The following is a 14,405-nucleotide window of genomic DNA, read 5'->3' as shown; positions in this document are numbered from 1 at the left end:
ATGGCAAAGGTGCTCCTCATCGTCGGCGGCGGCATCGCGGCCTACAAGGCGCTGGAGCTCGTCCGGCTGTTCAAGAAGGCCGGCCACGAGGTGACGCCGGTACTGACCAGGGGCGGCGAGCATTTCATCACCGCGATGAGCCTGGGAACGCTGGCAGAAAGCCAGGTTCACACATCGCTGTGGGAGCTCAAGGACGAGGTCGAGATCGGCCATATCCAGCTTTCCCGAGCGGCCGACTTCCTGCTCGTCTGTCCCGCTACGGCCGACCTGCTCGCAAAAATGGCGGCGGGCATCGCCGACGACCTCGCGACGACGCTGTTGCTGGCGACGGACAAACCCGTGGTGGTCGCGCCGGCGATGAATGTGCGGATGTGGCTCCACGCGGCGACGCGGCGCAACGTTCAGCAGCTGGTCGAAGACGGGGTCAAGGTGATCGAGCCGGCCGAAGGGGACATGGCCTGCGGCGAATATGGCCGGGGGCGGCTGCCGGAGCCGCAGGAGATCATGGACTGGCTTGGCCAGCACGGCTTCCTCGGCGGAAAGTGACGCTCGCGGGCAAGCACATCCTCGTGACCGCCGGCCCGACGCACGAGCCGATCGACCCCGTGCGCGTCCTCGCCAACCGTTCGTCAGGGCGACAAGGCTTCGCCGTTGCCGCCGCCGCCGCGGAGGCTGGGGCACGCGTGACGCTCATTGCCGGACCGGTCGCGCTCGAAACGCCCACGGGCGTCCAGCGGGTCGATGTCGAGACCGCGGCCGAGCTGGCGGACGCGGTGTTTGCCGCCCTCCCCGCCGATGTCGCGATCCTCGTCGCCGCGGTGGCCGACTGGCGGGTCGAGCCGGCCAGCGCCAAGCTCAAGAAGGGCGACGGGCCGCCGACGCTCGCGTTCGTGCCGACGCGCGACATTCTCGCCGAACTCGGCGCCAGCACATCGCGGCCCCGGCTGCTCATCGGCTTCGCCGCCGAGACCGAGCGGGTGGTCGAGCAGGGGATGGCAAAGCGGACCGCCAAAAAGGCCGACTGGATCGTCGCCAACGACGTGTCGGGCGACGTCATGGGCGGAGCGCGCAACCGCGTGCACCTGATTACCGCGGGCGGCATCGAAGATTGGCCCGAAGCGGCTAAGGAAGAGATTGCCCGCCGTTTGGTCGAGCGCGTCGGCGAGGAGATTGGATGATCGAGATCAAACTCACGCGGCTACCCCATGGCGACGGCCTTCCGCTGCCGACATATGCGACCGAACATGCCGCCGGCCTCGACGTTTGCGCGGCCGAAGATCTCGTCCTCCGGCCCGGGCAACGCCATGCCGTGGCGACCGGTTTCGCGATCGAGATCCCGCACGGTTATGAAGTCCAGGTCCGGCCGCGCTCCGGCCTCGCGCTGAAGCACGGCATCACCTGCCTCAACACGCCAGGCACGATCGACAGCGACTATCGCGGCGAGGTGAAGGTGATCCTCGCCAACCTCGGCGCCGAACCGTTCGAAATCCGGCGCGGCGAACGGATCGCCCAGATGGTCCCGGCTCCGGTGCTCCGGGCAAATTTCATCGAGGTCGAAGCGCTGGCCGAGACCGCGCGCGGCGCGGGGGGGTTCGGAAGCACCGGCCGGTGACCGAACTCAGCGACGACGAGCTGGACCGTTACGCGCGCCACATCGTCCTTCCGCAAATCGGGGGCGTGGGCCAACGGCGGCTCAAGGCGGCGCGAGTGGTCGTCGTAGGAGCCGGCGGCATCGGTAGCGCGGCGATTCCCGCTCTCACTGGCGCGGGGATTGGACGGCTGACCATTGTTGACGACGACGACGTCGACCGCTCCAACCTGCAACGACAGTGGCTGTTTCGCGACGACCAGGTCGGCCAATCCAAGGCTGAGCTCGCGGCGGGGTTTGCCGGGTCCGTCAACCCGACGATCGAGATTCGTCCGGTGCGCGAGCGCATCGATGCGACCAACGCCGACGAATTGCTCGGCGGGCACGACTTGATCCTCGACGGCAGCGATAATTTCGCGACGCGACTGGCGGTATCGGATTCCAGCCATCGCCTCAGGATTCCGCTGGTTTCGGCGGCCGCAGCGCAATTCCAGGGCCAGGTCGGCCTGTTTCGCGGCTGGGAGGCCGGCCAGCCCTGCTACCGCTGCTTCGTCGGAGACGCGTTCGACAACGACGATTGCGACAATTGCGCAGACCACGGGGTCCTCGGCGCGGTAAGCGCGATCGCGGGCAGCTTCGCGGCCCTGCTCGCTCTTCGACAAATCGCCGATATTGGGGACGAAGGGGCGGGAAAGTTGTTCCTGTTTGACGGACTTTCCCTTAATTTCAGACCCATTAGAATTCCCAAGGACAGCGCTTGTAAAACTTGCGGGGGAAACGATGCGCAGAGTTCATGATCTCGATGCGAAGGATCGCGAGATCCTGGCATTGCTCGAAGTCGACGGCCGCCGATCGAGCTCGGAGATCGCTCGCCTGACATCGCTGTCAGCCCCGACCGTGGCGGAGCGAATTGCGCGCCTCCGCGACATCGGCGTCATCCAGGGCTTCACGGTGAGGATCAATCCGGCGAAGGTCGGCCTGCCGATCTCCGCTCTCATCGAGTTCCAGCCGCGTGCCAACAATGACGCCGAGGGCATTGCCGCGGTGTGCAAGCACCAGGCGGTATTCGCTTGCTACCGAGTCACCGGGCCCAGCCTGCTGGTGCTGATGGTTCGCCTGGCGGACAATGCGTCCCTGACCGAGTTGCTGCGGGAGTTCACCCGCTTTGGCGACACCAAGACCGCGGTGATCCTGTCGACCGACATCGAGGAGCGCCCGATCTTCGCGGACTCGACGCACGAGACAGCGGCTTAAATTCTCGTCGTCAAAGGCGATTTAACCTTCGATCCCGTGACCTTAAGGCCAGTTTTCCCGACGATCCCGCATGGATGATCGGCGGCCCTTCAGCCTAGCCTGAGGCAGGTCGAACAATCATCGAGGATCGAAATGAGCGCAGCATTGCGTGGCCTCGCGGCGTCAGTTGCGTTGCTTTCCGTCACCGCGCTGGCGGCGCCGCAGTCTTCGCCGCCTACCACCACCATCAGTCAAAGTCCGCAGGCCGTCGCGGACGATCTGCTCGCCGCGGATCGCGGCTTTGCCGCCGCCGCCGCCGGCAAGCCGGCCGGCGACGCCGTTGCGGCGATGCTCGATGATGACGTGGTCATGTTCATCGTGCCCCAGCCGCCTTTGGCGAAAGGGCGCTCCGACGCGGTCGAACTTCTTGGCAAGGCGTTCGCCGCCGATCCGTCGAGCCTCGGCTGGGCACCGGTGCGGGCGGGCGTTTCCGCGGACGGGACGCAAGGCTTCACTTATGGCTTCGCGACCCGGACCATGGCGGGCAAGCCCCCGGTCCTGGACAAATATGTCGCCTATTGGATCAAGCGTCCCGCCGGATGGCGCGTCGCGGCATTCAAGCTGGTCCCGCGCGACGAGGGCCCGGTGTCGACCGACGTCAGGCCCGCGGCCGTTCCCGAGCGGTTGGTCGGAGTCCCGGCCGATGCTGCGACCATCGCCGCCTATCGCGCCGATCTCGACAAGACCGAGCGCGCCTTCTCCGATGAATCGCAGGTGGTTGGCCTGGGCGCCGGATTTCGCAAATACGGCAGCGCCGATGCGATGAACGTCGGCGGCGGCGCCGATTTCACCTACGGCAACGACGCGATCGCGGCGGGGTTCGGGACCGACAAGGGTAGCCCACTGCGCTGGGCGCCGGACGGCGTGCTTGTCGCCTCGAGCGGCGATCTCGGAATCACCTACGGCTATCTCGAGCGCAACGGCACGGTTCCGCCTGGCCGCCTCGCTCGCATCCCCTGGTTTACGGTGTGGCGTCGGGTTTCGCCCCAAGTGCCCTGGCGCTACGTCGCCGAGTAGGTACGGCCTCCTAGCCGGCGACGGAGTCCCGCGGGCATTCGTGCTCGCGGGACTTTCTTTCGATGGAACGGCAAAGGCTTCGACGACGAGGCGAGCCGCCGCCAAAAGATTTCGCTAAGGTCCGTGCAAACAGGAGCGAACAACGATGGTCTCAAGACTATTCCCGCTGGCATGCATGGTCGTCATCGCGGCTCCTGCGGTGGCGCAGGAACCGCGCACGCTCGCGTCGGAGCTGATCGCTGCCGACCGCGCTTTTTCCAATGCCGGCGCCAAGGCGAACATCGTCGATTCGATCAGCGCCATGATGACCGAAAACGCCGTGATGCCGACGCCCAAGCTCGATTTTGCGATCGGCAAGTCGGCCATCGTCGAGGCGCTCAAGAGCAACCCCGCGAACGCCGCGGCGAGCGCCGAATGGTCACCGATCCGGGCGGGCATCTCGGCCGACGGCACTCAGGGGTTCACCTACGGCTTCATGTTCATTCACGATGCCGGGAAGCCCGATCGCCGGGCCAAATATCTCGCCTATTGGGTGAAGCGGCCGGAGGGCTGGCGAGTCGCCTTCTACAAGCGTGCCGGCAGCGCCGACGGGGACATCACGACGCGGGTCGATCCCGCGCTTCCCGTGGAGATGGTCGCACCAGACCCGCAACGGCTGCAGGACAACCTGGTGTCGCTCAAGGCCGCCGAGCAGGCCTTCTCCGACCGGGCGCAGGAGATCGGCGTCGGACCCGCCTTCGCCGAGTTCGGATCGGAAGATGCGATGAACATGGGCGGCGGCTCCGACTTTACGTTCGGCAACACCGCGATCGCCAAGGCGGCCGGCGAAGGAAACGCGGCGCCGATCACCTGGGGACCCGACAAGGGCGCGCTGGTCGCCACGAGCGGTGATCTCGGCGTGACCTGGGGGTTCATCCGCGCCAAGGAGCCCAAGGCGGGCGAGCCGGCGGCATTCCCGTTCTTCACCGTGTGGCGGAAGGCCGCTCCGGACCAGCCCTGGCGTTACGTCGCCGAATAAGCGTCAGGACTTCTTCCGCGCTCGTCTGGCCGGGCGCTTCGAAGGACCCTTGGCGGCTTTTTCATCGATCAGTCGAACGGCTTCATCGAGACTGATCGCCTTGGGATCGGCGCCCTTGGGCAGGGTCGCGTGGGTCGTGCCGTCGCTAACGTAGGGCCCATAACGGCCTGCCATCACCTTCACGTCCTTACCGTTGGCGTGCTTGCCGAGGACCGCGATCGGCTCGCGTGAAGCTCCGCGCTCCCGCCCGCTACCCGAAGCCGCGTCGGCGAGCTTCGCCACCGCCGCGTTCATGCCGGTCTCGAAGACTTCGGCAGTCGAGCCGAGCTTCGCATATTTGCCGTCATGTGCGAGGTATGGGCCGTAACGCCCGATCGACGCGGTGATCGGCTTGCCCGTCTCGGGATGCGGCCCGATTTCGCGCGGCAGCGACAACAGGCGCTCGGCGACTTCGGCCGTAAGATCCTCCACGGGCACGTCCTTGGGGATCGAGGCGCGCTTGTCCCCGCGCTCGACGTAAGGCCCGAAGCGCCCGGTCTTTAGCAGAATTCCTTCGCCGAGCTCGGTTGGCCCGTCGCTCTGCGCCTGATCGCCGCCCTGCCCGAACTTCTGCGTATATTTGCAGTCGGGATAGTTTGAGCACGCGACAAAGGCGCCGAACCGTCCGCCGCGCAGGCTCAGCCGGCCGTTGCCGCATTGGGGGCAGGTTCGTGGATCGCTGCCGTCGGCGCGCGGCGGATAAAGCCAGGGCGCGAGGAATTCGTCGAGCGCCGCGGTAATCTCAGACGGCTGCTGGTCCATCACTTCGCCGGCCTTGGGCCGGAAGTCGTGCCAAAAGTCGTCGAGCAGCTTCTGCCAGTCGAGACGGCCGCCGGAGACGTCGTCGAGCTCATCTTCGAGCTCGGCGGTGTAATCGTAGCTGACGTACCGCTCAAAAAAGCGCTCGAGGAATGCCGTCACCAGCCGCCCGCTCTCCTCGGGCACGAAGCGGCCCTTTTCGACCCGCACATATTCGCGGTCCTTGAGGGTCTGAAGGGTCGACGCGTAGGTCGAGGGCCGGCCGATCCCGAGCTCCTCGAGGCGCTTGACCAGGCTCGCTTCCGAATAACGCGGCGGCGGCTGAGTGAAGTGCTGAGTCGCCTCGACCCCGGTCTTCGCCGGCGCATCGCCCTCATGAAGCAGCGGCATCCGCGCGCCTTCCTCGTCCTGCGGATCGTCGCGGCCCTCGTCGTACAGCGCCATGAAGCCGGGGAAGAGCATCACCTGCCCCGTCGCCCGAAGCACCGCCCTGCCCGGCCCGTCGGTCAGTTCCACCGTCGTCCGTTCCAGGCGCGCCGAGGCCATCTGACTGGCGAGCGCGCGATTATAGACCAGCTCGTAGAGCCGGGCGTGATCGCCGGACGCCCCGCGAGACCGGTCGAAATCGGTCGGCCGGATTGCCTCGTGCGCTTCCTGCGCATTCTTGATCTTGCTTTGATATTGCCGAGGGCGGTCGGGCACGTAACCCGCATCGTACCGGTTCGCGATCGCACGGCGCGCGGCACTCACTGCCTCGGGTGCCATGTCGACCCCGTCCGTCCGCATATATGTAATCAACCCGTCCTCGTAGAGCGACTGGGCGACGCGCATCGTATGACTCGCGGCAAAGCCGAGCTTGCGCGCCGCTTCCTGCTGCAGCGTCGAGGTGGTGAACGGCGGCGGCGGGTTCCGCGAAAAAGGCTTGGTCTCGGTTGAGGACACGGTGAAGCGCCCTGCTTTGACCACGGCTTTCGCGGCGTCGGCGTCGCCGCGGTTGCCGATGGTCAATCGTTCGATCCTGGTCCCGTCGAGCTGGACGAGCCGTGCCGCGAAGGCCTGGCCGCCGGCTTCGAAGCTGGCGCCGACGGCCCAATATTCCTGCGGCCTGAAGATCTCGATCTCGCGCTCGCGGTCGACGATCAGCCGCAGGGCGACCGACTGCACCCGTCCCGCCGACTTGGCGCCCGGCAGCTTGCGCCACAGGATCGGCGAAAGCGTGAAACCGACGAGATAGTCGAGCGCGCGGCGGGCGCGGTACGCATCGATCAGATTCTCGTCGAGCCCGCGCGGCTTTTTCATCGCCTCGGTGACCGCCGAATTGGTAATCGCGTTGAAAGTCACCCGCTCGACCTTGGCGGGAAGCACCTTCCTCTGGCGAAGCACTTCCTGCACGTGCCAGCTGATCGCTTCGCCCTCGCGGTCGGGGTCGGTGGCGAGAATCAGCACATCGGCGTTCTTCGCTTCATCCGCGATCGCCTTGAGCTGCTTGGACCGGTCGGGCGAAACTTGCCATTGCATCGCAAAGCCCTGGTCGGGATCGACCGACCCATCCTTCGGCGGCAGGTCGCGCACGTGCCCGAAGGAGGCGAGCACGCGGTGCCCGCTCCCCAGATATTTTTCGATGGTTTTCGCCTTGGCCGGCGATTCGACGACGACCAGCTTCAAAGGATGTCCTCACGCATACGCGTAAAGGTGGGGTCGCGAGATTCCACTCGTCAAGCGGGCCTGAGGCTGACCCTGCCGCCGGCGTGCCGGTCGAGCCGTCCGGCGAGGTCGAGCTCGAGCAAGGCCATCTGCACGGCGCCGCTCGAAGCACCTGACAGGCGGATGATCTCGTCGACCGGCACCGGCGACGGGCCCAGCAACGACTCGATCGCATCGAGTGCATCGTCGCCGTTGAGCTCCTCGGCCGGATCGTAGGGGGCCGGTGCGGCGCGAACGCTGCTCGCCGGCAGCCGGATCGCCTCGATCACGTCGGCGGCGGTCTGGATCAAGGTGGCGCCGTCGCGGATCAGCTGGTTGCAGCCCTGGGCGCGCGGATCGAGCGGCGAGCCCGGAACCGCCATCACTTCGCGCCCGGCCTCGGCGGCGAGACGCGCGGTAATCAACGATCCGGAGCGTGGGGCTGCTTCCACAACAACGGTGCCGACGCTGATCCCGGCGATGATCCGGTTCCGTCGCGGAAAATCGCGCGCGCGGGGCTCGAGACCCGGCGGACGCTCGCTGACGACCAGCCCGACCTCCCACATCCGCCGCTGCCGCTGCTCGTTCTCGGGCGGATAGAAGACGTCGATGCCGCCGGCCGCGCAGCCAATGGTGCCCGTGTCCATCGCTCCGTCGTGGGCTGCGGCGTCGATGCCCCGGGCGAGGCCCGACGCGACCACTATCCCCTGGCTGCCGAGATCATGAGCGAGACCGCGCGCAAAGCGGCACGCCGCCGCCGACGCATTGCGTGCGCCGACCATCGCCACGGCTTGCGCTTCGAGCAGGCTGAACTTCCCCTTGGCGATCAATAGCGGCGGCGCGTCCTCGAGTTCCGCGAGCATGCGCGGGTAAAGGCCCTGCCCGAGCACCAGATAGCGCCCCCCGAGCTTGTCCACGCGGGCGATTTCGCGTTCGGCCTGGTCGCGGCCCCACAGCGCGGGGACGTGACCGCCCCCACGCCGCGCCAGATCGGGCACCGCCCGGAGTGCGGCCGTGGCATTGCCAAAGCGGGCGATCAACTGGCGATAGGTGACGGGCCCGATGCCGGGTGACCGGACCAGTCTCAGGCGGTCGACGAGGTCTTCGATCCTATGCGTGGCTCGGTTCCTTTCCGGAGGCGGACGATGTTCTCGCGGTGCTTCCACAGGACGAGCAACGCGAAACCGAGCAGCATTGGAAATAGGGCATAATCGCCGATGACGGCGGCACTGACTGGCACGCTTAAGGCTGCCCCCATCCCGGCAACGGACGAGATTCGGGTCGTCCGCAACAGGAGCAGCCACACGGCGGCATAGACAAACGCTGCCGGCCAAAGCAGCGCGATGAGAATTCCGAACAGGGTCGCGGCTCCTTTGCCGCCGCGAAAGCGCAGCCAGAACGGGTAGACGTGTCCAACGAGCGCGCCAGTGGCCGCGAACGGACCGGTCTCGTCGCCGAAAAAATATTGGCAAAGAAAGACGGCCGCGGTCGCCTTGAGGCAGTCGAGGATTAGTGTCAGTGCGGCAAGCGGCTTGCTGCCGGTCCGCAGCACGTTGGTCGCCCCGATATTGCCCGAGCCGATAGTCCGCAGATCGCCCTTGCCGGCGATGCGCGTCAGGATCAGCCCGAACGGGATCGACCCGAACAGATAACCGAGCGCCAAAGCGAAGAGCATCTCGCGGGTCATTCAGCGAGTGGTAGCAAATCAATGCGGTCACGCAATGAGCTGTCATTGCGACCCCGGCGGAAGCCGGAGGAAGCGATTCGGTCCGCGCAAATGGATTGCTTCGTCACTGCGCTCCTCGCAATGACGGTGCCATGGACCCTTCGGCCCCCCTCCTGTTTTTCGATTCCGGTGTTGGCGGGCTGTCGGTGCTCGCCCCGACCCGCGAGCTGCTGCCGAACGCCCCGATCGTCTATGCGGCGGACAGCGCCGGGTTCCCTTATGGCAAGCGCAGCGAAGCCGAAATCGCCAGCCGCGTTCCGGCGCTGCTTGGGCGGCTCGTCGAGCGGTTCCATCCGCGGCTGGCGGTAATCGCCTGCAACACCGCTTCGACCATCGCCCTCGACCACGTCCGCTCGGCGCTGGACCTGCCAGTGGTCGGCACCGTCCCGGCGATCAAGCCGGCCGCCGAGATGTCGAAGACTCGCGTGATCGGAGTGCTGGGCACCGAGGCGACGGTGCGCCAGCCCTATGTCGACGACCTCGCCGCGAGATTCGCGGCGGATTGCACGCTGATCCGCCATGGTTCGCCCGAGCTGGTCGAGCTTGCCGAGGCGAAGCTTGGCGGCGAAAATATCGCTGTCGATGCGGTTCGCGTCGCCGTTCGGCCAATGTTCGATGCGCCGAACGGCGAGAAGATCGATACGGTCGTGCTTGCCTGCACCCATTTTCCGCTCCTTGCCGACGAACTGCGCGCCGCCCTCCCGGACGTTGCCTATGTCGATGGCGGGCCAGGCATCGCCCGGCGCATCGCTTATCTGACGCGGGAACAGCCGTGGCCCGCCGAGCATCGCCCCGGGGTCGCGGTCTTCACCAGCGCGGCCCGCCGCCCACTCGACAGCGCCCTCGCCAGGTTCGGCCTGAATGAAATCCTGATCCTCTGAATTGTTGCGAGTCGTTCGCAATGGAATTGAGAGGGAGCCGAGGCTAAAGGCGCGGCGAGCGAAGGGTTAGCGTTGGACTACGACCGCATCTTCAGATCCGCCATCGACAGGCTGCACGAGGAAGGGCGCTACCGCGTCTTCATCGACATCCTGCGCACCAAGGGCAGCTTCCCCAACGCCCATTGCTTCGGCGGCAATGGACCGAAGCCGATCACCGTCTGGTGCTCCAACGACTATCTGGGCATGGGCCAGCATCCCGCAGTGGTCGAGGCGATGGACGAAGCCCTGCGCACCGTCGGCGCCGGCTCGGGCGGCACCCGCAACATCAGCGGCAACACCCACTATCACACCGAGCTGGAGGCCGAGCTAGCCGGTCTTCACGGCAAGGACGGCGCGTTGCTGTTCACCTCCGGCTATGTCTCGAACGAAGCGGCGCTGTCGACGCTCGGCAAGCTGCTCCCCGACTGCATCATCTTCTCCGACGAACTCAATCACGCCTCGATGATCGCGGGGATCAAAAGCTCCGGCTGCGAGAAGCGCATATTCCGCCACAACGACCTCGATCATCTGGAAGAGCTGCTGGCCGAGGCAGGCGAGGACACGCCCAAGCTGATCGCGTTCGAGAGCGTCTATTCGATGGACGGCGACATCGCGCCGATCGCCGCGATCTGCGACCTCGCCGACAAATACAACGCGCTGACCTATCTCGACGAGGTGCACGCCGTGGGCATGTACGGCGCTCATGGCGGCGGGATTTCCGAGCGCGAGGATGTCGCGCACCGCCTGACCCTGATCGAGGGCACGCTCGGCAAGGCGTTCGGCGTCATGGGCGGCTACATCGCCGCCGACCGCACGATCATCGACTGCATCCGCAGCTACGCGCCGGGCTTCATCTTCACCACCTCGCTGTCGCCGGTGCTCGTCGCCGGAGCGCTGGCCAGCGTCCGCCACCTCAAGGCGTCAGCCGCCGAGCGCGAAGCACAGCAGCAATCGGCGGCGATGCTCAAGGCCAAGTTCGCGGCCGCGGGCCTGCCGCTGATGCCGAGCGTGACCCACATCGTGCCGCTGCTGGTCGGCTGCCCGGTCAAGGCGAAGCGCATCAGCGACATCCTGCTTGCCGAGTACGGGCTCTACGTTCAGCCGATCAATTTCCCGACCGTGCCCCGCGGCACGGAGCGGCTGCGCTTCACCCCCGGCCCGCATCACAGCGCCGAGATGATGGACGCGCTGACCGGCGGGCTGGTCGAAATCTGGAGCCGCGAAGAAATCGCTCTCGCCGCTTAACGCCCGTGTCATTGTTGGCCTTCAGAACTTGTGGTGGATGGCCCGCGAAAGCGGTGGCGTGTCGGTCACCTCCGGTGGGGGAAATCCCTCAAGGTCGCCCTGAAGGATCGGTTCTCCGCGGGCTTCCTTATAGGCACTCCCGATCATTGGATCGAAAAATAGTCCCTGCAGATTGGCTTTGATGACCGCCGTATCCCCGAATGTTGCGATCGATTTTGAAAAATCGACTCTCTTGCGGGCATTATCGAGCGACACGCCAGCCTTTGCGAGCGGGCCGACCTGCGCCTGGAGGTCGCGGATCGATGCGATCAGCCGGTCGAGATAGCCAACGCCGGTCATCGGGTCCCCATGGCCCGGAATGAGCGTCTTGAATCCCAAGGCCTTGAGCTTGCCTAGAGTGACGATCCAGTCCGCCGGGTAGCTCCCGAAGCCAAACGGATAAGGCGACACGACGATGTCGCCGCTGGCGACGATCTTCTGCCTCGGCAGCCAGGCGATAGCGTCGCCATCAGTATTCGCGCGCCCGAGGAACAGCATATGCACCGGCACGTCGCGGTCTTTGATCACCAGCTCGTGCTCGAACGTTTCGGTCGGGAGAACGAGATAGCTGCCGACAAAATCGCGAGTCATCTCATCAAATTGACCCAACGCTCTCTTGATCCGCTCCTTGCGGTCGGGCGGCGTGGTGGGGTCGTCAAGCAGCTTGAGGTAATCCGCCTTGTTTTTCTCGGCGAGGTTGGCCGTCGCGCGATCGAACTTCGGGTCAGGCGTATAGCCAATGTCATAGGAGGCGGGGCCTCGGATCCCCTCTTCGGTGCCGCGTGTCGAAATGATTCGAACTTTCGGATAGGCGTCGCGGATCGCCGACAGGCCCTGCGGATGGTCCCCATGCCAGTGGGTAATCATCACCGCTTTGATCGGCCTGTCCGCGAGGGATTTCGCGTAGCGCACCACTGCGCGGCCGTTGCCGGCGTTGCCGCCGCTGTCGACCACTACGAAGCCGTCGCTCTGCTCAATCAGGACGACGTTGCCGCTCAACGCTGCATACCAGTCTTTGGGCAACGTCAGCAGGTGGACCTTGGGATTGATCTCCTGCGCGATGAACGGGCGAATGTCGGGCGTCGACGACACGGCCGTTTCCCTGGGCTGAGCAATCGCGGTCGCCGACCCGAGCATCAAAGCAATCGCCGGGAGTAGAATTCGCATCGTCCATCTCTCTGTTCAATTATTGCATAAGAGTTGAACTAGTGAGCTGCACCTGTCCAGCAAAGCTCGACGGATGGGAGCGTCCGTTAGACGGGTGGCGGCACTGGCGAATCTTATGGCGTTGCCCTAGGCGTTGCCCATGCGCATCGCCCTCACCGCCGATCATGCCGGCGTCGATCTCAAGGACGAGCTCGCGGCGTGGCTCAAGGAACAGAACCACGACGTGCTCGACCTTGGCACGAACAGCCATGAAAGCGTCGATTATCCGCGATACGGCGCGATGCTGGCCGATGCGCTGGCGGAGGGCCGGGCCGAGCGCGGGATCACCGTGTGCGGGTCCGGCATCGGGGTCGCCATTGCGGCCAATCGCAATCCGGCCTGCCGCTGCGCGCAGGTCGGCGAGCCGCTGTCGGCCGCGCTCGCCCGGCGGCACAATGACGCCAATGCGATCGCGCTGGGAGCGCGGTTGATCGGCGTCGAGATGGCCAAGGCCTGCGTCACGGCCTTCCTCTCCGCCGACTTCGAAGGCGGCCGTCACCAGCGCCGCGTCGACCAGCTTGCCGCCCCCTCCTCGCAACGGGAAAATGCCTAATGGCCACCGCCGCCGACCTCGAGCAGCAGCGCAGTTACCGCGTTCCGCACGGCTTCTTCACCAGCGGCTTAAGCGAAGGAGATCCGGGGGTCGAAGAGGGAGTTCGCGCCGAGCTTCACCGCGAGCAGACGCAGATCGAGCTGATCGCGTCGGAAAATATCGTCAGCCGGGCCGTCCTCGAGGCGCAAGGCTCGGTGCTCACCAACAAATATGCCGAAGGCTATCCCGGCCGCCGCTATTATCAGGGTTGCGCGCCATCCGACGCCGTCGAGACCCTGGCGATCGAGCGCGCCAAGAAGCTGTTCGGCTGCCAGTTCGCCAACGTCCAGCCGCATTCGGGCGCTCAAGCCAATGGCGCCGTCATGTTGGCGCTCGTGAAGCCCGGCGACACGATCATGGGCCTCAGCCTTGCCGCCGGCGGCCACCTCACCCATGGCGCCCCGCCGGCCCAGTCCGGCAAATGGTTCAATGCCGTGCAATATGGCGTTCGCCAGGACGATCATCTCGTCGATCTCGATGAGGTCGAGCGACTGGCCAAGGTGCATCGGCCGAAGTTGATCATCGCCGGCGGCTCGGCCTATCCCCGCCACTTCGATTTCGCCCACTTCCGCGCCATCTGCGACGAAGTCGGGGCGCTGTTCCTGGTCGACATGGCACATTTCGCCGGTCTCGTCGCGGCGGGCGAGCACCCCTCGCCATTCGGTCATGCTCATGTCGTGACGACGACCACCCACAAGACCCTGCGCGGACCGCGTGGCGGTATGGTCCTCACCGACGACGAAACCATTGCCAAGAAAATCAATTCGGCGGTCTTCCCCGGGCTCCAGGGCGGACCCTTGATGCACGTCATCGCGGCGAAAGCGGTCGCGTTTCACGAAGCGCTCCAGCCCGAGTTCAAGGATTATGCCAAGGCGGTGATCGCGAATGCCCAAAAGCTCGCCAATCGGTTGAAGGAGCGCGGCGCGGATCTCGTCGCTGGCGGCACCGACACGCATCTTGCCCTCGTCGACCTTCGCCCGCTCGGCCTCACCGGCAAGGACGCCGACGAGAGCCTCGAGCGCGCCGGAATCACCTGCAACAAGAACGGCGTACCGTTCGACCCGCTTCCACCCGTGCAAACCAGCGGCATCCGCGTCGGCTCGCCCGCAGGCACCACGCGGGGCTTCGGCGAGCGTGAGTTCTGCGATATCGCCGACATGGTCGCCGACGTTCTGGACGGACTCGCCAAAAACGGGCCAGACAACAACGGAAGCATCGAGCGCGACGTGAACGGGCGTGTGCGGGAGCTTTGCGCGCGCTTCCCGATCTATCAGGGATAG

At 65.8% G+C, this 14,405-nt stretch carries 13 protein-coding genes and 1 pseudogene; 10 read left to right on the top strand and 4 right to left on the bottom strand.

From position 1 onward, the window contains the following. The 6 genes and pseudogenes from coaBC to N539_RS0112055 all read left to right on the top strand — a co-directional run bounded on the left by coaBC (position 1) and on the right by N539_RS0112055 (position 4,916). Positions 1-1,178 (top strand): annotated as a pseudogene (coaBC, locus tag N539_RS16940) (bifunctional phosphopantothenoylcysteine decarboxylase/phosphopantothenate--cysteine ligase CoaBC). Beyond that, positions 1,175-1,612, top strand: coding sequence for a dUTP diphosphatase (gene dut / locus N539_RS0112075; RefSeq protein ID WP_028970464.1), 438 nt, complete (start codon positions 1,175-1,177; stop codon positions 1,610-1,612). The pseudogene coaBC and the gene dut overlap by 4 nt, the downstream one beginning before the upstream one ends. Further along, positions 1,609-2,385, top strand: coding sequence for a HesA/MoeB/ThiF family protein (locus tag N539_RS0112070; protein ID WP_028970463.1), 777 nt, complete (start codon positions 1,609-1,611; stop codon positions 2,383-2,385). Before dut ends, N539_RS0112070 begins: the two co-directional genes overlap by 4 nt. Then, positions 2,369-2,842, top strand: coding sequence for an Lrp/AsnC family transcriptional regulator (locus N539_RS17925; RefSeq protein WP_051531775.1), 474 nt, complete (start codon positions 2,369-2,371; stop codon positions 2,840-2,842). Before N539_RS0112070 ends, N539_RS17925 begins: the two co-directional genes overlap by 17 nt. A 132-nt stretch (positions 2,843-2,974) precedes the next feature. Continuing rightward, positions 2,975-3,898 carry a hypothetical protein gene (locus N539_RS0112060; protein WP_156029922.1) on the top strand — a complete coding sequence of 308 codons (924 nt, stop codon included), beginning with the start codon at positions 2,975-2,977 and terminating at the stop codon, positions 3,896-3,898. Between the two features lie 175 nt (positions 3,899-4,073). Then, a complete protein-coding gene (locus tag N539_RS0112055) occupies positions 4,074-4,916 on the top strand; it encodes a hypothetical protein (RefSeq protein ID WP_028970461.1) in 843 nt (280 codons plus the stop codon). A 3-nt stretch (positions 4,917-4,919) separates the two neighbouring features. Here the strand turns inward: N539_RS0112055 and topA are convergent, their stop codons facing one another. From topA to plsY, 3 genes are read right to left on the bottom strand one after another with little or no spacing between them, the layout of a single operon-like run. Further along, positions 4,920-7,379, bottom strand: coding sequence for a type I DNA topoisomerase (topA, locus tag N539_RS16930; RefSeq protein ID WP_037552772.1), 2,460 nt, complete (start codon positions 7,377-7,379; stop codon positions 4,920-4,922). A 50-nt stretch (positions 7,380-7,429) separates the two neighbouring features. Beyond that, positions 7,430-8,506 (bottom strand): DNA-processing protein DprA, encoded by a 1,077-nt coding sequence (dprA, locus tag N539_RS19060; protein WP_028970460.1) that lies wholly within the window; start codon positions 8,504-8,506, stop codon positions 7,430-7,432. Beyond that, entirely contained in the window at positions 8,482-9,084 is a 603-nt protein-coding gene (gene plsY, locus N539_RS19055; protein ID WP_028970823.1) for a glycerol-3-phosphate 1-O-acyltransferase PlsY, read from the bottom strand. Before plsY ends, dprA begins: the two co-directional genes overlap by 25 nt. A 131-nt stretch (positions 9,085-9,215) precedes the next feature. Here plsY and murI point away from each other — a divergent pair, with 131 nt between their 5' ends. Then, a complete protein-coding gene (gene murI, locus N539_RS0112035) occupies positions 9,216-10,004 on the top strand; it encodes a glutamate racemase (RefSeq protein WP_028970459.1) in 789 nt (262 codons plus the stop codon). A gap of 72 nt (positions 10,005-10,076) precedes the next feature. Next, entirely contained in the window at positions 10,077-11,288 is a 1,212-nt protein-coding gene (gene hemA / locus N539_RS0112030; protein ID WP_028970458.1) for a 5-aminolevulinate synthase, read from the top strand. 21 nt (positions 11,289-11,309) lie between these two features. Here the strand turns inward: hemA and N539_RS0112025 are convergent, their stop codons facing one another. After that, positions 11,310-12,494: an MBL fold metallo-hydrolase gene (locus tag N539_RS0112025; RefSeq protein ID WP_081774344.1), complete on the bottom strand. Its 1,185-nt coding sequence runs from the start codon at positions 12,492-12,494 to the stop codon at positions 11,310-11,312. Positions 12,495-12,633: 139 nt separating this feature from the next. On the opposite strand from N539_RS0112025, the gene rpiB reads away from it, so the two are divergent. Beyond that, positions 12,634-13,086 carry a ribose 5-phosphate isomerase B gene (gene rpiB, locus N539_RS0112020; protein ID WP_028970456.1) on the top strand — a complete coding sequence of 151 codons (453 nt, stop codon included), beginning with the start codon at positions 12,634-12,636 and terminating at the stop codon, positions 13,084-13,086. Then, positions 13,086-14,405 carry a serine hydroxymethyltransferase gene (glyA, locus tag N539_RS0112015; protein WP_028970455.1) on the top strand — a complete coding sequence of 440 codons (1,320 nt, stop codon included), beginning with the start codon at positions 13,086-13,088 and terminating at the stop codon, positions 14,403-14,405. Before rpiB ends, glyA begins: the two co-directional genes overlap by 1 nt.

The sequence above is a fragment of the Sphingomonas sp. URHD0057 genome (genome assembly GCF_000620665.1).
Classification (GTDB): domain Bacteria; phylum Pseudomonadota; class Alphaproteobacteria; order Sphingomonadales; family Sphingomonadaceae; genus Sphingomicrobium.
The sequence above is the reverse complement of the archived record's forward strand: the minus strand, read 5'-3'. Positions and strand labels throughout refer to the sequence as shown.

What these genes read in the sequence shown, in the direction of transcription:
- dut (WP_028970464.1), top strand. Translation starts at nt 1,175, where the DNA reads ATGATCGAGATCAAACTCACGCGGCTACCCCATGGCGACGGCCTTCCG.
- N539_RS17925 (WP_051531775.1), top strand. Translation starts at nt 2,369, where the DNA reads ATGCGCAGAGTTCATGATCTCGATGCGAAGGATCGCGAGATCCTGGCA.
- N539_RS0112060 (WP_156029922.1), top strand. Translation starts at nt 2,975, where the DNA reads ATGAGCGCAGCATTGCGTGGCCTCGCGGCGTCAGTTGCGTTGCTTTCC.
- N539_RS0112055 (WP_028970461.1), top strand. Translation starts at nt 4,074, where the DNA reads ATGGTCGTCATCGCGGCTCCTGCGGTGGCGCAGGAACCGCGCACGCTC.
- plsY (WP_028970823.1), bottom strand. Translation starts at nt 9,084, where the DNA reads ATGACCCGCGAGATGCTCTTCGCTTTGGCGCTCGGTTATCTGTTCGGG.
- murI (WP_028970459.1), top strand. Translation starts at nt 9,216, where the DNA reads ATGGACCCTTCGGCCCCCCTCCTGTTTTTCGATTCCGGTGTTGGCGGG.
- N539_RS0112025 (WP_081774344.1), bottom strand. Translation starts at nt 12,494, where the DNA reads ATGCGAATTCTACTCCCGGCGATTGCTTTGATGCTCGGGTCGGCGACC.
- rpiB (WP_028970456.1), top strand. Translation starts at nt 12,634, where the DNA reads ATGCGCATCGCCCTCACCGCCGATCATGCCGGCGTCGATCTCAAGGAC.
- glyA (WP_028970455.1), top strand. Translation starts at nt 13,086, where the DNA reads ATGGCCACCGCCGCCGACCTCGAGCAGCAGCGCAGTTACCGCGTTCCG.